The 21,327-nt window shown below is 50.9% G+C and carries 17 protein-coding genes; 10 read left to right on the forward strand and 7 right to left on the reverse strand.

Features of this window, described 5'->3' with window-relative positions; genetic code table 11:
- Positions 1-66: 66 nt before the first annotated feature.
- The 5 genes from MTP39_RS08475 to MTP39_RS08495 all read left to right on the forward strand — a co-directional run bounded on the left by MTP39_RS08475 (position 67) and on the right by MTP39_RS08495 (position 4,448).
- Complete coding sequence (locus MTP39_RS08475) at positions 67-918, forward strand: carbohydrate ABC transporter permease (RefSeq protein WP_249240183.1); 852 nt, start codon at positions 67-69, stop codon at positions 916-918.
- Positions 918-1,760, forward strand: a complete 843-nt coding sequence (locus MTP39_RS08480; RefSeq protein WP_249240184.1) for a carbohydrate ABC transporter permease — start codon at positions 918-920, stop codon at positions 1,758-1,760. Before MTP39_RS08475 ends, MTP39_RS08480 begins: the two co-directional genes overlap by 1 nt.
- 13 nt (positions 1,761-1,773) lie before the next feature.
- Complete coding sequence (gene malQ, locus MTP39_RS08485) at positions 1,774-3,246, forward strand: 4-alpha-glucanotransferase (RefSeq protein WP_249240186.1); 1,473 nt, start codon at positions 1,774-1,776, stop codon at positions 3,244-3,246.
- Between the two features lie 337 nt (positions 3,247-3,583).
- A complete protein-coding gene (locus MTP39_RS08490; protein WP_249240187.1) occupies positions 3,584-4,051 on the forward strand; it encodes a hypothetical protein in 468 nt (155 codons plus the stop codon).
- Between the two features lie 34 nt (positions 4,052-4,085).
- The gene (locus tag MTP39_RS08495) at positions 4,086-4,448 is read left to right on the forward strand and encodes a hypothetical protein (protein WP_249240189.1); all 363 of its coding nucleotides are present in this window, start codon (positions 4,086-4,088) and stop codon (positions 4,446-4,448) included.
- A gap of 59 nt (positions 4,449-4,507) precedes the next feature.
- On the opposite strand, the gene MTP39_RS08500 is transcribed toward MTP39_RS08495, so the two are convergent.
- Complete coding sequence (locus MTP39_RS08500; RefSeq protein ID WP_249240190.1) at positions 4,508-5,800, reverse strand: galactokinase; 1,293 nt, start codon at positions 5,798-5,800, stop codon at positions 4,508-4,510.
- A 200-nt stretch (positions 5,801-6,000) separates the two neighbouring features.
- Here MTP39_RS08500 and MTP39_RS08505 point away from each other — a divergent pair, with 200 nt between their 5' ends.
- Both MTP39_RS08505 and rlmD read left to right on the forward strand, forming a co-directional pair.
- Positions 6,001-6,861 (forward strand): AraC family transcriptional regulator, encoded by an 861-nt coding sequence (locus tag MTP39_RS08505; RefSeq protein WP_249240192.1) that lies wholly within the window; start codon positions 6,001-6,003, stop codon positions 6,859-6,861.
- A 27-nt stretch (positions 6,862-6,888) separates the two neighbouring features.
- Positions 6,889-8,538, forward strand: a complete 1,650-nt coding sequence (rlmD, locus tag MTP39_RS08510; RefSeq protein WP_249240193.1) for a 23S rRNA (uracil(1939)-C(5))-methyltransferase RlmD — start codon at positions 6,889-6,891, stop codon at positions 8,536-8,538.
- A gap of 142 nt (positions 8,539-8,680) precedes the next feature.
- On the opposite strand, the gene MTP39_RS08515 is transcribed toward rlmD, so the two are convergent.
- The 6 genes from MTP39_RS08515 to MTP39_RS08540 form a co-directional block, all read right to left on the reverse strand.
- Positions 8,681-11,392 (reverse strand): restriction endonuclease, encoded by a 2,712-nt coding sequence (locus MTP39_RS08515; protein ID WP_249240194.1) that lies wholly within the window; start codon positions 11,390-11,392, stop codon positions 8,681-8,683.
- 26 nt (positions 11,393-11,418) lie between these two features.
- Complete coding sequence (locus tag MTP39_RS08520) at positions 11,419-14,043, reverse strand: DEAD/DEAH box helicase (protein ID WP_249240195.1); 2,625 nt, start codon at positions 14,041-14,043, stop codon at positions 11,419-11,421.
- A gap of 14 nt (positions 14,044-14,057) precedes the next feature.
- Positions 14,058-15,641, reverse strand: coding sequence for a site-specific DNA-methyltransferase (locus MTP39_RS08525; RefSeq protein ID WP_249240196.1), 1,584 nt, complete (start codon positions 15,639-15,641; stop codon positions 14,058-14,060).
- An 18-nt stretch (positions 15,642-15,659) separates the two neighbouring features.
- Positions 15,660-16,094, reverse strand: a complete 435-nt coding sequence (locus tag MTP39_RS08530; RefSeq protein WP_249240197.1) for a hypothetical protein — start codon at positions 16,092-16,094, stop codon at positions 15,660-15,662.
- 30 nt (positions 16,095-16,124) lie between these two features.
- Positions 16,125-16,301 (reverse strand): helix-turn-helix domain-containing protein, encoded by a 177-nt coding sequence (locus tag MTP39_RS08535; protein WP_330221084.1) that lies wholly within the window; start codon positions 16,299-16,301, stop codon positions 16,125-16,127.
- Positions 16,302-16,943: 642 nt separating this feature from the next.
- Entirely contained in the window at positions 16,944-17,681 is a 738-nt protein-coding gene (locus MTP39_RS08540) for a helix-turn-helix domain-containing protein (RefSeq protein ID WP_256468837.1), read from the reverse strand.
- Between the two features lie 409 nt (positions 17,682-18,090).
- Here MTP39_RS08540 and MTP39_RS08545 point away from each other — a divergent pair, with 409 nt between their 5' ends.
- The 3 genes from MTP39_RS08545 (at position 18,091) to MTP39_RS08555 (ending at position 21,326) form a co-directional block, all read left to right on the forward strand.
- Positions 18,091-18,423, forward strand: a complete 333-nt coding sequence (locus tag MTP39_RS08545) for a CHC2 zinc finger domain-containing protein (protein WP_442899395.1) — start codon at positions 18,091-18,093, stop codon at positions 18,421-18,423.
- A gap of 1 nt (position 18,424) precedes the next feature.
- Positions 18,425-19,171, forward strand: coding sequence for a DUF6017 domain-containing protein (locus tag MTP39_RS08550; protein WP_442899396.1), 747 nt, complete (start codon positions 18,425-18,427; stop codon positions 19,169-19,171).
- Positions 19,172-20,252: 1,081 nt separating this feature from the next.
- Positions 20,253-21,326 (forward strand): hypothetical protein, encoded by a 1,074-nt coding sequence (locus MTP39_RS08555; protein ID WP_249240200.1) that lies wholly within the window; start codon positions 20,253-20,255, stop codon positions 21,324-21,326.
- Position 21,327 lies beyond the last annotated feature (1 nt).

The raw sequence follows: 21,327 nt of genomic DNA on the forward strand, positions 1-21,327 counted from the left end.
GAGGCGGGCGATAAGTTCGCCCGCCTCCTTTCTTTTTTATCTGACAACTCCATCAGGAGGTATATCATGCAAAAAGCCATTAGTAAATACTGGCCGATATTTGTGCTGCCTACTCTGGTCGCCTTTATCATCGGCTTCATCTGGCCCTTTATCTGGGGCACATATCTGTCCTTCCAGCGATTCACTACCGTGTCCAAGACCACCTTTGTGGGCATCCAGAACTACATTTCCGTGTTCCAGGATTCCACCTTCCTGCACGCTTTCGGCTTTACGGCGGTCTTTACCGTGGTGAGCACCGTACTCATCAACGTGTGTGCCTTTGCCATTGCACTGGTGCTGACCCGCGGCATCAAGGGCACCAACATTTTCCGTACCGTGTTCTTTATGCCCAACCTGATCGGCGGCATCCTGCTGGGCTACATCTGGCAGATCCTGCTCAACGGTGTGTTGGCTAACCTGCAGAAGCCCCTGCTGGCACTGGATGCCAAGGCCGGTTTTGTCGGTCTGGTCATCCTGATGTGCTGGCAGCAGATCGGCTACATGATGATCATCTATGTGGCTGGCCTGCAGAGCGTGCCCGGCGACCTGATCGAGGCTGCCAAGATCGACGGTGCCAACGACCGCGAGATCCTGTTCAAGATCAAGATCCCCATGGTCATGCCCAGCGTGACTATCTGCACCTTCCTGACCCTGACCAACAGCTTCAAGCTGTTCGACCAGAACGTGGCCCTGACCGCAGGTGAGCCCGCCAACGCAAGTGAAATGCTGGCACTGAACATCTACAACACCTTCTACGGCCGCTCCGGCGCACAGTGGAAGGGCATCGGTCAGGCAAAGGCTGTTGTGTTCTTCCTGATCGTTGTGGTCATCTCGCTGATCCAGCTCCACTTTACCCGCTCTAAGGAGGTGCAGCAGTAATGTCGAAACAGAAAAGAACCTGGGATGTCATCCTTACTGTTGTAATGGTGCTTCTCTGCCTGCTGTGGATCTACCCCATCGTGCTGATTTTACTGAACAGCTTAAAGACCGAAGGCAGCTTTACTACCTCTACGGTGTTCCGTCTGCCCACCGCCGAAACCTTTGCCGGTCTGCGCAACTACGTTTACGGCGTGACCAAGATGAACTTCCTCTCCAGCATGGGTTACAGCCTTCTGATCACCATCACCAGTGTGGTGCTGATCCTGCTGTGCTGCTCCATGACCGGCTGGTACCTGACCCGCGTGAACAACAAGCTGAGCAAGTTCATGAATCTGCTGATCGTGTTCTCCATGGTCGTTCCCTTCCAGATGGTCATGTTCACCCTGTCCAAGACTGCTGACCGGCTGAATCTGAACACCCCGTGGAACATCTGCATCATCTATCTGGGCTTCGGCGCTGGTCTGGCCGTGTTCATGTTCACCGGCTTTATGAAGAGCGTGCCCATGGAGATCGAGGAAGCCGCCATGATCGATGGCTGCAATCCCATCCAGATCTTCTTCAAGATCGTGTTCCCCATCCTGAAGCCTACCATGATCTCCACTGCTATTCTGGAGACCATGTGGGTGTGGAACGACTACCTGCTGCCCACGCTGGTGCTGGATATCAAGAAGTACCGCACCATCCCCATGGCCATCCAGTATTTCCGCGGCGGCTATGGCCGCGTGGAGCTGGCTCCCATGATGGCCTGCATCATCATTGCGATCATCCCCATTATTATCCTCTACATGACCTGCCAGAAGTACATCATCGAGGGTGTCGTGGCCGGTGCTGTAAAGGGCTAAGGAGGTGCACGGTATGCGTGCAAGCGGCATTCTGATGCCGGTGTTCAGTCTGCCGGGGCCTTTTGGCATCGGTACGCTGGGCAGTGAAGCGACCGCATTTGTTGATTTTCTGGCCGAGGCAAAGCAGACCTATTGGCAAATCCTGCCCATCGGCCCTACCGGCTATGGTGACAGCCCCTACCAGAGTTTTTCCGCCTTTGCCGGAAATCCCTACTTTATTGATTTCCGTCTGCTGGCGGCAGATGGCTACCTAACCGCCGAAGAGATCCCCGCCGCACAGCCGGTGGACACCGTTGACTACGGTGCGCTGTACAACCAGCGCCCGGTGCTGCTGAAAAAGGCCGCTGACCGGCTGCTGGCTGCCCCCTCCCCTGCCTACGAAGCCTTCTGCGCAGCGCAGAGCTTCTGGCTGGAGGACTACGCCCTGTTCATGGCGGTAAAGGCCGAGCAGGGGCAGGCTGGCCTTGCCGACTGGCCGGACGCCCTGCGCTGCCGGGAGCCGGAAGCCATTGCCGCCGCAAAGGCACGGCTGGCTGACCAGATCTGCTACCACAAGGCGGTACAATTCTTCTTCTACACCCAGTGGAACGCACTGAAAGCCTATGCCAACCGCAAGGGTGTCCTGCTGGTGGGTGATATCCCCATCTACGTCAGCCCGGATTCCAGCGACCTGTGGACCCACCCGGAGCTGTTCCAGACCGATGGACAGATGCACCTGACCCATGTAGCAGGCTGCCCGCCGGATGCCTTTGCGGCAGACGGCCAGCTGTGGGGCAACCCGCTGTACGATTGGCCCGCCCACAAGGCCACCGGCTTTGACTGGTGGAAGCGGCGCATGAAGCACGCCACCTCCATCTATGATGTGGTGCGCATCGACCACTTCCGCGGCTTCGAGAGCTACTATTCCATCCCTGCCGGAAGCACCACGGCTGCGGGCGGTCACTGGGAAAAAGGCCCCGACCGGGACTTTATCCACGCCATGCAGCAGACGCTGGGCGGCGGCAATATCATCGCCGAGGATCTAGGCTTCCTGACTCCGGAGGTGAAGGCCATGCTGGCCGAAAGCGGTTACCCGGGCATGAAGATCATGCAGTTCGCCTTCGACAGCCGGGAGTCGGGCAACTACCTGCCCCACACCTACCCCCGCAACAGCGTGGTGTACACCGGCACCCACGACAACGTGACCACCGAGGGCTGGCGCAGCAACGCCAGTGCTGAGGACGTAGCTTACGCCTGCCGGTACCTGCGCTGCACACCGGAGACCCTGACCGAAGGCATGATCTGCGCATGTCTTGCCAGTGTTTCGGATACCGCCATTATCCCGCTGGCTGACTGGCTGCATCTGGGCAGCGAGGCCCGCATCAATACCCCCAGCACACAGGGCGCAAACTGGCACTGGCGGCTGGCGCAGCCTCTGCCCGCCGCATTGGCCGGGCACATCGGCGAACTGACCACGCTGTATGAGCGCGTGCCGAAAGTGCTGTGACCCCGCTTTCCTTTCGCTTGGCATCCTGTAAAACACACAAAGGCATCTGCTTTGCCTGCTGCTGCGTCCCGCGCAGCGGGTACGGGCAGATGCCTTTGTTATTGGCGTTTTTCAGCACGTTTTTGCTACAACATTTTTTCGCCGTGAAAAAGCAGGCATTTTGCGCATTTACAGCGTATTCAAGTCATTTTCTCGAAACAGCATCACAATATATTCACAAATGTATCATGGTTTTTAAACCCGCGCTCTCTTGTCATTTTTGTGCAGATATGCTACAATTCAGTTACTAGATGAACTGCCCCTTGGGGAGTTCTGTGTACGAAAGGAGTTTTCCATCATGGATCATACATATCAGCGCCCGTTACAGCTGCCTGCCGGCTACGCTGTGCTCTCTGCCGAGGAGATGACCTATACCGAGGGCGGTGCCCTTTCCATCAACATTACCCCCGAGCAGGTCATGGCCTTTGGCATCAATGTTACGGTAAACCTGCTGGGCGTGATGGGCCGCTATGCGTTCCAGGCTGCAGTCTCCGGTATGCAGAATGCTCTGAACGACGGTTTGGGTGTCGGTGATGCCATTGGGCATTTCTGGGGCAAGCTGAACACCTGGAGCAAGGTTGCCACGATCGGTCTGGCCGGTCTGGGCGGTTATTATGCCTATTGTCAGGCACGCAGCATTTATCTTACCCTCAAGGGTTTTGTGACCGAGCTCAAGGATGCCGTTGACCAGTACAAGGCCGACAAACAGGCCGCTCAGGAGGCCGATCAGCAGAATTGTCTGCCTACTCTGGTAGCTCTGTGCTGATTTTTCATCGACCCGGAAAGGAGTGTTCTTATTTATGAAAAAGCTTCAGCTGCCCTCTTCCTACGCAGCCCTCTCCCCCGAGGAGCAGCGCGCTGCCTTTGGCGGCGGCGAATTCGGCGATGCTGTCGGCAGCTTTTTTGACAATCTGCACTTGAATGATTTCTTCTGGAACGGTGGGCTGATCTCGTTTTCCTTCACCTTCGTGCCCATGCTGCTTTTCCGCATGATCAAGACAGGTGTGCAGACCGGGATCAAGATCTCTCAGCAGCTCGGCCGCTTGCTCGGCATCACCCGCGAGGCTACCGTCACTGCCGCCCAGTATCTGGATCATGCGCAGCGGAAGGACGCCCAGCCGGTCGAGAACTCTCTTCCTCAGCCTTTTTCGCTGCAACAGTAAGCCATAAAATAAGCCGTGCATCCCGGAGCATTCCGGCCATGCACGGCTTTTTGTTTTATTCAGATCACCCGGACTGCGCCCTGCTCCCGCAGGCGCAGCACATAGCAGCTGCCCTGCCCGAATACCCGCTCAATGGCTTCATGATACCGCCCGAACAGCCGTCCGGGCACATAGGCTTGGATGGTGCCTGCAAAGCCGCCGCCCTGCATCCTCCACGCGCCCTCGGTGCCTTCCAGAATGCTCTGGCTCAGGGCCAATGCCACCGACAGTCCCTGATGCCGCACATCCGCTGTACAGTACACGTTCTGGCACAGCGCAAAGGAAGCCTGTCCGCTCTGCTTCACCAGCCTTGCAAACACCGGGAACTGCTTTGCATAAAGTGCATCCCGCTGCGCCAGTGTGCGGGCGTTCTCCTCAAAATAATGGATCGCACGCAGCACCGCACGGTCTCCGCAGCGGCTGCGCAGGGCAGGCAGCGCCGCCCAGAACGCACCCTCCTCCACCTGACCCAGCAGCGGCTTGCCGAGGCAGGCGGCCACCTGCTCCATTTCCTGCCGGATGGCTGCAAACTCGCCGGTCAGCTCACTGTGGCTGCCCCGGGTATCCGTGACGCAGAGGAACATTCCCTCCGGCAGCAGACCGTCCGCGTGGAGTTTCTCGATCTTTGGGGTGCGCGGAGCGGCAAAATCCGCAAAGATAATGCCGCCCACCGCACTGGTCAGCTGATCCAGCAGGCCGCTGGGCTTGCCGAAATAGGTATTTTCCGCATACTGGCAGATGCCAGCCAGCTCCGCCGGGGTCAGCCCGGTACTGTATTCCTCGTTCCAGATGGAGGCCATGCCCATCTCAAAGGCCGCCGAGCTGGACAGTCCGGAGCCGCGCAGCACATCGCTGGCAGTATAGGCGTCAAAGCCGCCTATTTGCTTACCCACCGCGCGGAACCCCTCGGCAATACCGCGGATCAGGCTGGCCGAGTGGGTGCTCTCCCCTGCCTGCGGCTCTGCGGTAGCAAGATCAATGACATCCAGCTTGTTGAACCCCCGGGACTTGACCCGCACATAGCCGTCCGTATTGCGGGCTGCCACTGCCACCAGATCCAGCGTGACCGCCGCCGCAAGACCGTAGCCGCCCTGATGATCTGTGTGGTTGCCGCTCAGCTCTGCACGCCCGGGTGCAGAGTACACCTGCACCTGTCGTCCGGGGCCAAAATACAGCTCGAACTGCTCCAGCGCAGCCGCATAGCGCCCGCGCTGCCGCTGCAGCACCGCCGGGTCTGCCCCATAAAGTGCAGCAAGTGCGGCATCCCAGCTGCCTTGCAGGATCTGTTCTCTGAGTTGTGCACTGGTGGCCATGACAGTTCCTCCCTCCAGAATAAACGATTCTGCTCTTTTTTGCCTATTGTAATTCATTTCGGGCGATTTTTCAATTTATTTGCCCTAAAAATCCAAATTTCGGCGTCAGGTGCAAAGAATAAGATGTACTTTTGTTGAATTTGCAGGGCGTTCTATGGTATACTGGATGCAGAATGTGACAGGACGGAGGTAAAGCTGCCATGCCAGACGTTTATAAGCAATCCTTTAAGCAGAACTATACCAACAACATTGAATTGTCCATCTTCAACTGCGGCTTGGAGCGCTGCGCTCCGGGTCAGACATGGGGTCCCGGCATCCGTGACCACTACCTGATCCATCTGGTGGTATCCGGCAAGGGCATCTTTGAGGTGGGCGGCCGCACCTGGGAGGTGAGCGAGGGTGATCTGTTCTTCGCCCGCCCCAGCCAGCTGATTCGCTATACTGCCGACGAGCAGCAGCCGTGGGAGTACAGCTGGGTGGGCTTTAATGGTGCCTGCGCCCACAAGCTTGCTGCGCAGCTGCCCTTTACGGACGATGCCCCCGTGCACCACACCAGCGACCCGGACGGGATGCGGGCAGCCCTGAACAACATCTACTCCTCCCGCGGATTGCAACCGCAGGACGAAGCCGCTATGGTGGGTTACCTGTATCTGTTCATCGCCGCTTTGATGCGGGAGACCAGCGCAGGCAAGCCCCACACGGCCTCCTCCTCCAGCCAGTATGTGCTGAACGCCATCAAGTACATCCAGTTCAACTACTCCCACGACATCTCCATTGACGATGTAGCCAAGAGCGTGGGAGTTTCCCGCAGCCACCTGTACCGGGTGTTCATGCTGAACGTGGGCAAAAGCCCCATCGACTACCTGACCGAGTACCGCATCAACGAAGCCTGCAAGCTGCTGCGCGCAGGTAACCTTTCCATTGCAGAGGTGGCGGTGTCGGTAGGCTTTTTCGACCAATTCTATTTCTCGCGGGTGTTCAAACGCGCCAAGGGCGTGCCGCCCAGCAAGTATTTTGCCGCCCAGCAGGACGCCGACCCGGCAAGCCCTGCTCACCTGTAATCAGAGCCCATCACACAAGGAGAAATCATGCCTTTACAGAAAAACCAGATCCTGACCCTGCGCATCGAACGCCTTTCCAGCGACGGCAGCGGCGTTGCCCACAGTGCCGATGGCGAGGCCGTATTCGTGCCCGGCACTGCCCCGGGAGACGAAGCCCGGGTGCGCATCGTGAAGGACTGCGGCCGGTATGCCTTTGGCATTCTGGACGAGCTGCTCACCCCCTCGCCGGACCGCGTCCCGGTGGACTGCCCGGTGGCAGGCCCCTGCGGCGGGTGCAGCCTGCGGCATCTGGACTACGCCGCTGAGCTGCGCGCCAAGCAGGAAAGCGTGCTGGACGCCTTCCGCCGCATCGGCGGGTTGGAGGTGCCGGTGCTGGACATTCTGCCCTCCCCGGAGGTAGACCGCTACCGCAACAAGGTACAGTTCCCTGTTGGCGTGGACAAAAACGGCGCGCCCTGCATCGGTTTCTACGCCGGGCGCACCCACCGCATCGTCCCCTGCCCGGACTGCAAGCTGCAGCCCGGCGTGCTGAACGAGATCGGCAACGCGCTGTGCGCCTTTTTTGCGCAGCAAGGCATCCGTCCTTACGACGAGCAGAGCGGTAAGGGTCTGGTGCGGCACATCTTTCTGCGGCGCGGTGCGCACAGCGGGCAGATCATGGTGTGTCTGGTATGCACCCGGGCAAAGCTGCCCCACGCAGAGCAGCTTTGCACCGCGCTGCGGGAGCAGTTCCCGGCCATCAGCACCATTTTGCTCAACGTCAACGCCAAAAACACCAATGTCATTCTGGGTAGTGAGAATCACATCCTGTACGGCCCGGGCTACATTGAGGACACCCTTTGCGGCGTACCGGTGCGTCTGGGGCCGCTGTCCTTCTATCAGGTCAACACACTGGCCGCCGAGCGGCTGTACGGGGTTGCCGCGCAGTATGCGCAACTGACCCCGGATGACACGCTGCTGGATCTCTACTGCGGTATGGGCACCATCGGCCTTTCCATGGCCGATCAATGCCGGGGGTTGATCGGTGTGGAGATCGTGCCGGAGGCCATCGAGAGCGCCAAGGCCAACGCTGCCCGCATGGGCGAGGCCGTGGCTGCTAAGAGCCGCTTCTTCTGCGCCGACGCCGGGCAGGCCGCCACCCAGCTTGCCGCCGAAGGCCTGCACCCGGACATCGTAATGCTGGACCCTCCCCGCAAGGGCTGCGACGAAGCCACTCTCTCTGCCGTGGTGCGCATGGCCCCCCGCCGGGTGGTGTATGTCAGCTGTAACCCCGCCACCGCCGCCCGAGACGCCGCATGGCTGGAGCAGAATGGGTATCACGCAGAAAAGGTGCAGCCGGTGGATCTGTTCCCGAGGACGAAGCATGTAGAAGCGGTTCTCCTTTTGACCAAACTCAATGTCGACCGGCACATCGAAGTGGACGTCAGCATGGATGAGCTGGATGTGACTGCTGCGGAAAGCAAGGCTACCTATGACGAGATCAAAGCCTACGTGCTGGAGAAGTACGGTTTGAAGGTGTCCAGCCTATATATCTCCCAAGTCAAGCGGAAGTGCGGGCTGGATGTGGGACAGAATTATAACCTGCCAAAGAAGGAAGATGCAAAAGTGCCACAGTGCCCGCCAGAAAAGGAAGCAGCAATCATAGAAGCTCTAAAACATTTCCAGATGATTTCATAAAAGTTGTGGTTTCAAATTAGGGTTTGATTGCACAAAATAGCCAGGTCCGTTCTCTACTTATAAAAGTAGTACGGGCCTGGCTATTTTATAATATTACATCTTCACTACACTGCATCAATTAATTATTGAAAATTCGTTGTAATTAGTTGTGATCATTAGCTGCTAAATATTTGACCCATACAATCACCGCATTGCCATACCGTATTCTTGATCCGCTTTTCCATTTTTTAGTAAACTTCTCTTCCAGTTTAATCCCCATTTCATCACTTTTCATGGATGGATTGTTCTCAAGCAAAGACTTTGCAAACACAATTGTATCCGATTGTTCAATATTAGCAAATGCTTGGGGGAGGCTACAAATAGTATGGACCTCGTCGCCACTTTTTCTTATTGCACGAGCTGCTACTAAAGCTTCTATCGCATTTCTATAGCCATCTGATTTTAGTTCATTGTAATTTGTTCGCCCAGAATCAATCAAATTGTATGCACAAATCATTTTTTCAGGAGAAGTTTGCCCCCAAAACAGATTTTGCCCGCCGCTTTGATAACGGCCTCTGCGGCTTCTTGTATCCAAGTTAAATGCAGCAGATTTAGCACTTGGCGCGCTAATTAAATGTGTCTGGCCTTGAACCTCTTCAAACAAACCTAAGCAAACAAACCAATTATACAGTTTGCTACAATATGTTGCCTTTGTTTTGCCATTGATGTTGTTATCGGTATAAATCGTATGAAATATTTTCGTAAAATGTGAATAATTAAAATATTCAAGTCCCAACTTTTTTATTTCCACATATACAGTATGCTTCTTAAAAATAGCTTGGAGAGTGGAAATAAGCGCCTCTTTAGAGTCCGAAATTATATGTATGGTATTTGAATTTCTTTGTGCAACACCAAACATAACTGCGTCAATCATTATATTATCGATTGTAGCCGTACTTACAGATAATTCTTTTCCCAATTCCGAAGATGCCAAATCTCCTTTGTCTATTAGGCACGCAAATGCTCGCATATCTGTTCTAAATTGCTGCTGAGGGATATAATCCAGCATAAGTTCTGGAACAGTCTTATTTAAAACATAATCTCGGAAAATATCCCAGTACAATGTCAACTTTGATGCGCGTCGGATTACAATTCTTCCGTTTATCAGAGTTTGCACCATATCGCTACCATATGTTTCTGTAATTGAAAAATAATCTGCCGGCGAAGATTTAGCAATTTCTATTACGCAAGCGTGCTGGTCTGGCGTTAGTTCAGAAATATCTCTTTCAAATAAGTCTACTATATTAAGCCTTTGACCAATAACATAGTCTTGGCTATTTCCGTCGTGTATCAACTTGAAAACATGAATGCACAACTTTTTTAACAACCAAGGGTATCCTTGACATTGTTTGGTCAAGTAATTGTTTAAAATCGGATTAACAGGCTCTTGCAAATGCCTACCAAAAAGCTTAATAGCGCTTTTAATTTCTGTCGCCTTAAATTGCGACAATTCAAATTCTTTACGCCTATCTGCCAAATTCGACCACATATAGTATGCCGGATGATCAGCAGGAATCGTTAAATCTGTTTTCCATGCAAATCCTAAAACTAGTGGACCTTGTAGCGCATCTATCTCATTGCAAAGGACACGCACATTATCAAAGAGTGGATACAACCCCTTTTGAGAGAACAGCTCTTCAAATTGATCAAATACAATTACTATAGTTTTACCTTGTTGTTTTAAATATTCTAATGTCTTTTGAATTGAACTATCATTTAGGTACTGACTTACAGTAGTTGAATTGATGTCCCTCGTTGTAACATCTGTAAATCCTTGTGAATCAGCTTCAGAAAAGCAAGATTTAATTGCCATCTCTGCATATCGCGCTGACATAGCGGTACGAACATCTACCGCATACACAAAAAATTTTTTGGAATACTTTCGGCTTGTTGTCACCTGAGAAGCCAACTTCAATACAACAGAACTTTTTCCCATACCAGATGGTGCCTTTATGGAAAACAACCTCGTTCTTGAATTTCCATTGTTAACACTTTCTAAAAAATCCAGTATATCCGATAAGATCTTCTTCCTACCGACAAAATCCTCTGGTCTAGCTGGGCGATAATCGCTCCAATCATCACCACTTATTACCGGAACAATATTCCTATATTCTTCGGCAAGCAGTTCTGTTTGCTTAGAGTCGATACTTTCGCTCCCTAGCCACTGAAAACTACTAAAACTATTTCTATGGGCCTTCAGATTGTTAAGCTGCTCGGTTGATGTTACTCTTTGGCCATGAACAGCCTCAAATGCAAGAACTGTTGAAGAAATTTCCAGAGCAGGATCAACAATCGGAATAATCCAGAACATACCGGAGGATGTGCACATTAACATTGCATCATCTCCAGGTACAAATTCACTTGAAATTAACCCAAGAATCTTGTCCAATGGCTGAATTTGCCTAGATCCAACTAATAAATCTAGAATTCTGTCCTGTGTATAAAAAGACAGTTTTCCTCTTTCGCTATTTGATTCGTGCTCCCATTCAATTCGTGTACCTTCTGCATCCTTAGACAGGGGCCCTGTCGTAACGAGCCAACAAGCATCAGCTTTGCGCAGCATTATGTTTCCTAACAATTTAGTGATGACATCCGCTGGTAAAGCATTCTCATGAGCCTTACACTCAACAAGAATCACTTGATTTGTGATTTTGTGTTTTGCATATACATCTATTTCCATCCCGGTTACACGCACTGTTTGGGTAACTTCAAACTGCTGAACCGTCAATATTTGCGCCACCAACCGCTCTAAAATACCGCCTTTAACAGTTGTGGATTCATCTTCCTTTGTACAAATTTCGATTCTAGTGTTCATGTGTTCCTCCAAATATATCTGGAAAATTATAATCCATTCACGATCTCCATAAACCGCTCCAGGGAATACGCTCCCGGATAGTCCGGCTGCTTGGTCTCAAACACCATGTAATACTTGTACTGTTTTCCGGCCAGCTTCGCCCACTGGTCGCCGATTTTGGCTTTTTCCTTAGATTCATCGTTGTCTAGGTGGTCGCCCTTGGTCTCTACCATCAAAATCTTCCCACTGTGGAGCATCACGATGATGTCGGGATAGGCGTGAACGGGCCCGTTAATCTGGAAGCCCAGTCTGGAAATATTCCGGTGCCACCACTTGACGTTGCCCAGCTCCGACAGTGCCCACACCACCTTGAACTCGTACTCGTTCATATCTTCTTCGGCGGTATAGAGCGATTTCGGCACCATCGAGGTAAATGCCGTTGGGGAGATCACCGCAGGCAGCGCATAATTGGGCAGGCAGGAAATCTTGTCCTGCTCCAGCCAGGTGTCAAAGACGCTGGAGCGATGCTGGGCAATCAATTCCTTTACCTTTCCCTGAATTTTCACGACATAGGGATACGGCGACTGCTCCAGCTCGGAGAGCTGATCTTCGCTCATGGTGCCGATCACCCGGTCGATGTACTCATCCAGTTCCCGGTCATTGACGCAGTTCATCTTGGAGAGCTTTTGCTTGATAATGCCCTTGCACAGCGAGAGCCGCTTTTCCGAGGGCTGGGTGTTGAACCACTCCCGGAAAAAGGCGCTGTCGCCACCAGACAACCGCCATGCCTTTGCGGTGCTGTCTTTGCTATCGTCTACATCCACCCGCGCCATCTCAGCGTTGACGGTAGTGAAATCCACATGAGCGTCTTTGTCCCGCAGAGAGAAACCACCCTCTAAATGTTCCAGTTCCAGGGTTTCATGAGCTTCCGAAAACAGACTGGGGCCAGTCTCCAGCATAAATTGGGGGAAGCGCAAGGCAGCGGCTTCGTCTGCAAATTCCTCATTCATTCGGAACTGATTCATTTTGTCGCGCACCTCCGATGGAGCCTGGCTCAAAGCAGTGTTATCGGCCTGGTTGATCTCGTCCTCATAGGTTTTATTCTGTTGCAGGGCCTGTGACAGCATGGGATCGGACTGCATAGTTCCATCCTGCACGGATTGCTCTGCCTCATGTGTTGCCGCTTCAAAACGCGCCTTCAAATCCGAGCCGTCTACCTTCGGCAGATCTGGTTCGTCAGCGGGAGGGGGGACAATGGGAAGCTGCTCCGGTTCCTGTGTGGGTGCAGCTGTAATGGGAACGTCCACATCCTGTGCCCGGTAGTCACGCCTGCTGAAACCGGCGCTGTTCAGCCCGGCCACAACCTTCTCCAGCGTTTGGTGGAAGTCTGCGGAAGATGTGATGACATAGGAGAGATTCAGCACTTCACTGCTGTTCTTCTGCGTGTAGGGTAACCGAAGTACACGCCCCAAAATCTGCTCCACATCCACGGTAGAAGTGCGGTTTGCCACCGTGGCCAACACATAGGCAAAGGGGCAGTCCCAGCCCTCTTTCAGGGCGTTGACGGTAATGATGTACCGGATGGGGCAGTCTGGGGACAGCAAGTCCACATTTTTCAGCTCGTCTTTATCGCCGGTTTTGATGGCGATTTCCTTTTCGGGAATGCCGCCATCCACCAGCGTTTTCTTGATTTTTTCATATGTGGTGCTATCTGCATTGTTGCGGGGCTGTGCCTGGAACAGAACGATGGGACGAATATAGCGCCCGCTGGTTTCCTGCTCCCGTTTGGCCTGTGCCTCCAGCTTGGCACGAATGGTGATAGCATCCCCATATACATCTGCCTGAGACTTACGGTTATAGACAATGACCGGCAGCTTGACCATGTTGGCCTTTTTCAGCCGTGCGGCGTCTACAAAAGAGATGATGTTGCTTTTCTTCTTGGGTGTGGCGGTCAGGTCAAACACAAAGCTGGGATTGAAGTTTTGCAGCATTTCCACGCTCAAATCCGAAGTGGCATGGTGGCTCTCGTCCACGATGACCATCGGATTCAGATAGCGGATTACCTGGATCAACGCCGTCTCATCGGTATCGGCCAGCAGAACGGACGGATCATCCATCCACTTTGCAAACTCGGCCAGATAACCGTTCTCCTGATAGGCTTTGCGCCCCTCCTTTTTGCTGGTGCGGAAGGAATCATAGCTGAGCACAAACAAAGAAAGCTGTTCTGTCACGGCGGAAGGGGTGAAGTTCTGCCCCATGAGAGCCTGCTCCTTGGAATATACCTGCACCCGCCCGCCAAAATCCACATCCAGCCGCTGGCGGTAGGGATGGTCGGGATTTTCCAGCGCCTTGCGTGTCTGAGTCAGAATGGCATCGGAGGGCACCAACCACACCACGGCTTTGGCCCGGCGCTGGGGCATGGCGTCAAAAATCGTCCGCAGAGAACTGGCGGCAATATAGGTCTTGCCGCCGCCGGTGGGCACCTTGGCGCACACATGGGGCACACCGGGAAGTACATTCACATAATTCGGCATACCGCCGAAGCCCACCAGAACATTCTTTTCGTTCCAGAGGGTCTGATACGCCTTTGCCGGGCTTTGCAGCTCCACCACCAGCTCCAGATAGCGTGCAAGATCGGCAATGACTTCTTTCTGATAAGATTTCAGTTCCATTTCTTCACGCTCCTTTACAGCCTGGCAATGTCCCGAGGAATTTTCTTAAAGGTGATGTTATGCTTGCGCAGGGTCTCCTGCGGGATGGCGCATAGGTCGGCATAGATGGTGTAGCCCTCGGCTTTGGTCTGGACAGTAGCTAAAAAAGCATGGTCCAGGGTAGTGACACGTTCCCGCTCATAATAGAAGTAATAGGCGGTGTTGCGACACAGGCCCATGAAGTAAGGCTCGTCCGTGGGCTGTTCGGCGGGCCGGTGCTCTTTGGTCTCCATGTAGTAGACGTATTCCCGGATTTTTTGCGGGCCTACTTCTTCGTTGAGGTTGCCGTCCGGCAGCAGAAGCACAGGCCCCAGCTCATAGTAGCTGAAATTGCCTCCAGTACCTCCCGCGGCTTTTTTGCCCTCGCCGTAGCCGCCAATTACTCGTTTTACACGCTCGGCGGTGATGCTGTCGGCGTAGTCCATCATTTCCACCAGAATAAATTTGCGGTTGCCGCCGTCGGCCTTGTTCATGTTCAGCACAGCATGGGCAGTAGTGCCAGAACCGGCGAAAGAATCGAGAACTATATCATTATCTGTAGCTATCCATTTTACAATTCTATCCAGTAACAAAATGCTTTTTTCTGTATCAAATCCAGCATATGAGCCAGACAAAAGAATGTCCATCCAGTTGTCGCTCAATAGTTTTCCTGATTGTGGTGGGACATAATACTGAATCGTACCCGTTTCATTCATTCGGACAAAATCTAGTTTTTCATTTGTTGCCATCAGATGTTCAATATAGTAGTCATCAATGGATATCTTATCTGCATATTCGGAAAGAAATTTTTCATAATTTCTAGTTGCTTTGCTGGCTCTTGTTTTTTCCCATCTCCATTGACCTTTTTCTGGGCAGTATCCAAAAATTTCATATCGCATAGTAGGTCTATCTGTTCCACGCCAAAACGTATCCCATTTCCCTGCTTTTTCAATTTCAAAGTCTTTGGAAAGTTTAGGAAGTTTAGCTTGAGGATTCTTAGAATACAAGTAAATATACTCATGCCCTAATGACAACGCCTGCACAGTTTCAAACTGGGCCTGAACATTTTTTATACCTCGACGCACAGAAATACAATTTCTAAAATTTGCAACCCCAAATATTTCATCCATTATACATTTGAGATTTGCATATTCAAAAACATCAATGCTTACAAAAATAAATCCATCTTCTGCCAACAGCCGTTGCAACAGCTTCAAGCGAGGGTACATCATGCACAGCCACTTATCGTGCCGGGAAAGGTCCTCTCCTTCTCTGCCCACCACTTCACCCAGCCACTTTTTGATCTTGGGGTCATTGACGTTATCGTTATACACCCAGCCTTCGTTGCCGGTATTGTACGGTGGATCAATGTAGATGCACTTCACCTTGCCCTCATACTGTGGCAGCAGAGCTTTCAATGCCTCCAGATTGTCGCCGTGGATAATCATGTTTTCGCTGCCGTTGTCCTCGGCGTGCTGTCCGGCTTCGTCATAGCTGTATTGGCGCTCCAGCACCCGGTAAGGCACCTCCTGGTGGTGGTTTACCACTTTATCTTTTCCAATCCATTCAAGTGTTGGCATATTGGCTCTCCATTCGATTTACAAAAGATTTAGCTGTGCCTCGGTGAATATTCCACTTTCCCTCAGCAACTTTTTCAGGTACTCTTTATATGTCTCACTGACTGCGGCACGAACTGCCTCTTTCAGGTATACGATTCCAACCATAATTTGAAGCTGCCGGTCAAGCTCCTGCAAATTAACCTCAGCATAGAACTCCGCATTTACTTGGTAGACGCAAACTCCGGTAAGAAAGGTTGTGTTATTGATAAATAAACTGTATTCTTTCAGATATTCCTGCAAAACTGTCCATTTTCTGCTCTTATCTTGTGTTTGAATTGCAGAAACGGCCTTTGATGCTTTTTGATCCGCCATGATGACTGTATGGGTTATTTCCGCGGCCTTTTTTACGTACCCTATCATTTTGGTGGCATTTTCTTGCGCTTGAAAATCTATTTTTTGATCCATATCAAACATCTTAAGAAATCTCCTATGCGATAAATATACTTATACCTGGGGAAGTAAATCGATAATATCCCCAATATTGACACCCAATACGGCACAGATTTTCCCCAGCGTTTCTAGGGTTACTTCTTCGTCGCGGTTTAGCTTTGTCATGGTGTTGGGGGCGATTCTCGCCGCACGGCGTAAGTCTGCCTTGCTCATTTTACGATCAATGAGCAGTTTCTAGAGCTTATTGTAAGAAATGGCCATATGGGTACCTCCGGTCAGAGAATTCGACGCTTTTATTATACCAGATACAGGAATTCAGAACAACAGATTTTCGCATCTCAATACGAAAATATCCAACTCAAATTTATCAGTCAGCAAGGCTTTCCGTTCACCTTTTCCCAGTCACTACTGACCAAAACAGGCACAGAAATCTGCCCGCCACCCGGGCAAATCTCTGTGCCTGTTTTACCTGTTCGGGCAGGAGCGTATCTATCGTGTGGGAGCAGGATGGATTGCCACTGCATGGACAGGCGGGGCGTCCAGAGGGGCAAAGCCCCTTTGGCTCTGGGTTTCCAATAGGGGGCGGGTAGCACCCCTGTTGGCACACGATTTTGCTTGCAAAGTCTAGTGTGTTATACCTTTTGCGACCGCTGGCGCTGGAAAGGGGCTGTCCCACGCCAGACAGACCGTTTTCAGTGGCAGCAGAACAGGCGGATTTTGTGGGCTGTAAGATACACAAAATGAAGGATTTGCCATGAGCAAAATCCGGCTGTTCGGGTGTAGGTGGCGCAGAAAACCTTGTAGCTGTGCGAAAAGTTTTTCTGTGTCAACGGGGGCGCAAGAGGTATATAAAAACCCGCCGCAGCGACACGCTTAATTTTCCCTATCCAAGGGGAGCTCAAGAACTTGCTTGGCAAGCTGCTGGAACAGTTCTGAAGTATTCTCGTCTATTGTGATCATCGTTCCTATGTAGGCAGTAATGGCTGTTGACACATCATCGGCTGTCAATTCAGATTGTGGCTTGTCCGGTAATGCGGCACGAATCCCCTTTACTGCTTCTGCTGTAGCAACCGCTCCACTGGGTTGCTCCTCTGCCATGTTCTCTTTTACATCCCGAATGATCTTCATCAATATGTTTTTGATTTTCTCTATGTCTGCTTCATTACTCTGAATTTTGCTGGAGTTCAGAAAACTCAGGCCTTTTATCATTTCCGTTCGCTTTGAAGGATCGGCGCTCATCAGCTCTGCAAGAGGATCAGTGGCAAGGTCAACAATCTGGTTTCTTGCCATGATATCATTTGCAACGGTATTGCTGAAATAGTTTTTCATCAAAGCACAAAGTTTTGGGAACTGGTCATGCTCCAAAAGCCTGTTTAACACATCGGGGTCAATCGTCTTCAAAATCAGCCTGCGGATTACTTCCTCTGATAATCCCAGCTGGGAAATATCATAGCTTTTCGGTACGCTAATGGGCGTAAGGCAAAGTAGATAATCTGTTGAAACATGGAATACCTTAGCCAGCGAGACTAACAAAGCGCTGCCAATATTTGTGGTTTCTCCACTCTCCAAACGGCTGATCTGAGAGTGAGCAACAAATATTTTGTCTGCCAGTTCTTTTTGGCTCTATCCCCTGTCCTGGCGTAATAGGCGGACACGGTACGCAGTGGTATTTTCCTGCTCATCGTCATAGTTCTTCTTCATGTGCAACGCCTCCCAACCTACTATCATTATAAACCACCCTGTGCAAATTTGCAATTTTTCAAGTCTATACTTCCGACATTTGCGGCTTTCGTGCATAAACGAAGGTCGCTTATTTTTTGCAGTAAACTTGGCTCACGATCGATCGAAAAGACGCCTTGAAAATCGAATGACCGTCCAGACCGAGATAAACCGCCATGACTTCTGTAAAAGGAACGAGCGCTCCACAAAGGAGACGACACAGCGCCGAGCAGGGTTGCCTGTCAGGAACCGGAATGGGTAGAACGGCTTAACCAAGAGCAAGCAGGAGGATTATTGCTATTTGAATATTTTTGAAGCTGTGAAAGCGGCAGTTCCTGTAAGACAAGCCGCCGAACACTACGGGCTGAAAGTCAGCCGCAACGGCATGGCTTGCTGCCCATTCCACAATGACAGGCATCCAAGCTTGAAGTTAAATGAGGAATATTTCTTTTGCTTCGGCTGCGGAGCCAAAGGTGATGTGATCGACTTTGCGGCACAGATGTTTGATCTCAGCAGCTATGAAGCGGCACAAAGACTGGCTGCGGACTTCGGTATATCTACACAGCCGGGACAGGCTGTAGTAGTTCCCCCACAAACCCAAGCGACCTCACATCCGGCAGTTTCGGGAGGATGAAATGTTTTGCTTCCGTGTGCTGACGGATTATCTGCATCTGCTGGAAGATTGGAAAGTACGGTATGCGATACGGCAGGCCATCCGGGAACTGGAACAGGCAGGCTACATCCAGCGTTCCAGAGAACGGGACGAGAAAGGACGGCTGCGCGGTGCAGGCTATGTGATCTTCGAGCTGCCGCAGCCCGTTCCTGCATCGGTTTCACCTACATTGGAAAATCCAACGTTGGAGAATCCCACGCAGGAAAACCCTACGTTGGAAAATCCAATGCAATTAAATAAAGATAAACTAATTACAGAAAAACAAAAGAAAGAGGGATTAAATACCGATTCCATTCCTATCCATTCCCCAAACCCCTTGCCTTTGGACGAGGACGAGGCAGCGCCGCCGGAACGGACGGAAAACCGAAAGGAAGCGGCCTATCAAATCTACCGGAGCCTGATTTTAGAGAACATCGAGTATGACACCCTCGTCCAGAATCCCCGGATAGACCGGGAGCAGCTGGACGAGATCGTGGACATCCTGCTGGAAACGGTCTGCACTTCCCGCAAGTCCATCCGGGTGGCCGGGGACGATTACCCGGCAGAGTTGGTTAAGGCCAAGTTCCTGAAACTGGACAGCCATCACATCCACGGGATGCAGTTCAAGGGTTTGGGTGCTCCCAACAAGCGTTTTGCAACGCAAAATAAGCAGATGTATATACGTCTGCATTGCTTGCTACAATGGTGTTGGTTCTCAGGACGCTTCTAAAACATGAAAATCATTTTGTAAATCAAACCGTCCGTTTTCAAGTTCAACTTGAAGCGGACGGTTTGATTTCTTAGGAAGTTTTCGCATTTGCAATTGCAGCAAGCAGGGCGATTTGGTACCAACTCGCAAGTTTTTGAATCTGATTTTACAAATCCGACTTCAAAAACACTTGTTGGGCTTCGCCCAAACCCGATATTCAGCACAAAATTGCGCCGACTGCGTATCTTAACAGACGCTGAATAAGCAATTTTTTTGAGAAAAATTCGTTTCGGAAAAATCGGCGTTGCTTCATTCAATATTGCATCAAACCGGAACTATTACTTCCGGTTTTGAAGGTAAAAAGCGGAAGTATCACTTCCTAAAAATTTGAACGTTATTATGGTATGCTCTATCCAGAGCATTTTCCAAGAAGCGGAAGCATTCCTTCCGGTTTCTCCTTGGGAGCCTCCTGAAATCCACTGAAAACCGGAAGGAATGCTTCCTAAAAAATTCTTCTTGGTTATGGTATGCTTTCTACAAACCTTCATCGAACCTTGAGAACCGAATGACCGTCTGCATGGGATACCCGGCGATGACCCCCAAGCGGGAGAGCCGGAAAACGCCGCCGAAAGGGGGCAGGAAAACCATGCAGAGAGAACGGCACCCCAAATTTGAGATCATGTTGATACGCAAAACCGGAACCAGTAGTTCCGATTTCACTTTTGAATTCACTTCAAAATCCTTAAAAACCGGAACTACCAGTTCCTAAAAACAAAATTTACGATGTGATACACTAAGTCCACAGAAGCATATTCTTCATTGCTTTCACACCAGTTCAGGCACTGAATGTCCGATTTTTAGCAAAAATTCAAATCAACTTTCGTAAAAAACGGTCGTAATGTGTCCTAAAAATTTTTCTGTTGATGTGTTAATCTAGTTTCAAATCCATTGTTGAACCTTGAAAACCGCATGACCGTCTGCATGTGATACCCGGCCATGACCTCGCAAGATCGAGCCGGAAAACGCCGCCGGAAGGGGGCAGGAAACCCATGCAGGGAGAACGGCAGAAATACCAATAGATTTTTGAAAGGAGATTTTGCCTATGAAGAAAAACAAGTTTGAATTTATCATTGATTCTGAATTTCAATCTCAGATTCCTGCATTGACCGATGAAGAATTTCAGCAACTGGAAGAAAACATCCTTTCAGAGGGCGAAGTCCTGTCTCCCCTGATCGTCTGGGGCAACATTCTTGTTGATGGCCACAATCGCTATAAGATTCTCCAGCAGCACCCGGAAATTCCTTATACCACCCGTTCGATTTCCTGCACCTGCGAAACCCGTGAAGATGTTCTGGCATGGATCTGCAAACATCAGCTGGGTCGTCGGAATCTGACACCCGAACAGAAAAAGTTCCTGATTGGAAAGCAATATCACTCTGAAAAATCCACTCGTGGGGGAAACCATGGCAATCAGTACACACAGGTGGCAAACTGTCAAATTGACAATTTGCCATCGGTAGAAAACACGACTGAACGAATCGCCAAAGAAAATAATGTAAGCCCTTCTTTCGTAATTCGTGCCGAGCAGTTCATGAAAACTGTTGAGCTGATGGAAAAATACTGCCCCGGCATTCAGGAAGAAATCTTATCCGGCAAACTCAAGCTATCCCAGCGAGAGGCTACTATTATCCGTGGAACTCCCACGGAAGCATTGCCCACCGTTGTATCAACATGGCGAGAGGAAAAGCTGAACGGTAAACCAGACGATAGTGCAGACACCTATGAGAATTTAGAATTACTTTCCAAGGTCACCGAAAACAATTTTTCTACTGCTGCCACATCGAAGATCCAAACGGCTGATCCACTCTCGGAGAATCGACCTTTTATTTCATCGGGAAAGCGCAGCACTGAACTCCAGACCATTCGTGAGCTTAGTGAAAAAATGGAATCAGTTGATTATGTCGCCGATGCCGAAGGGATGTTTTGCGAAATCAAAAGTGCCTCTGATAGCTTTATTTTTCGCCTCGAACACTGCTTTGCTCTTTATCCTGACTTTCTGACAAATGTGGAGATTGAAGCAAAAGTTATTGCTGCTTTGCAAAAAGCAGAAAGCTATATTGTGCATCTGAAAGAACAGCATCGGCAGCATCTTCTGGAGACTGCCAACAGCCAGTAAA

The organism is Faecalibacterium sp. I3-3-33 (genome assembly GCF_023347295.1).
Taxonomy (GTDB): Bacteria; Bacillota; Clostridia; order Oscillospirales; family Ruminococcaceae; genus Faecalibacterium.

Coding starts and splice junctions, on each gene's coding strand:
- rlmD (WP_249240193.1), top strand. CDS start 6,889: ATGCCTTTACAGAAAAACCAGATCCTGACCCTGCGCATCGAACGCCTT.
- malQ (WP_249240186.1), top strand. CDS start 1,774: ATGCGTGCAAGCGGCATTCTGATGCCGGTGTTCAGTCTGCCGGGGCCT.
- MTP39_RS08520 (WP_249240195.1), bottom strand. CDS start 14,043: ATGGAACTGAAATCTTATCAGAAAGAAGTCATTGCCGATCTTGCACGC.
- MTP39_RS08555 (WP_249240200.1), top strand. CDS start 20,253: ATGAAGAAAAACAAGTTTGAATTTATCATTGATTCTGAATTTCAATCT.
- MTP39_RS08530 (WP_249240197.1), bottom strand. CDS start 16,094: ATGTTTGATATGGATCAAAAAATAGATTTTCAAGCGCAAGAAAATGCC.
- MTP39_RS08500 (WP_249240190.1), bottom strand. CDS start 5,800: ATGGCCACCAGTGCACAACTCAGAGAACAGATCCTGCAAGGCAGCTGG.
- MTP39_RS08505 (WP_249240192.1), top strand. CDS start 6,001: ATGCCAGACGTTTATAAGCAATCCTTTAAGCAGAACTATACCAACAAC.
- MTP39_RS08480 (WP_249240184.1), top strand. CDS start 918: ATGTCGAAACAGAAAAGAACCTGGGATGTCATCCTTACTGTTGTAATG.
- MTP39_RS08515 (WP_249240194.1), bottom strand. CDS start 11,392: ATGAACACTAGAATCGAAATTTGTACAAAGGAAGATGAATCCACAACT.
- MTP39_RS08495 (WP_249240189.1), top strand. CDS start 4,086: ATGAAAAAGCTTCAGCTGCCCTCTTCCTACGCAGCCCTCTCCCCCGAG.
- MTP39_RS08490 (WP_249240187.1), top strand. CDS start 3,584: ATGGATCATACATATCAGCGCCCGTTACAGCTGCCTGCCGGCTACGCT.
- MTP39_RS08550 (WP_442899396.1), top strand. CDS start 18,425: ATGTTTTGCTTCCGTGTGCTGACGGATTATCTGCATCTGCTGGAAGAT.
- MTP39_RS08475 (WP_249240183.1), top strand. CDS start 67: ATGCAAAAAGCCATTAGTAAATACTGGCCGATATTTGTGCTGCCTACT.
- MTP39_RS08525 (WP_249240196.1), bottom strand. CDS start 15,641: ATGCCAACACTTGAATGGATTGGAAAAGATAAAGTGGTAAACCACCAC.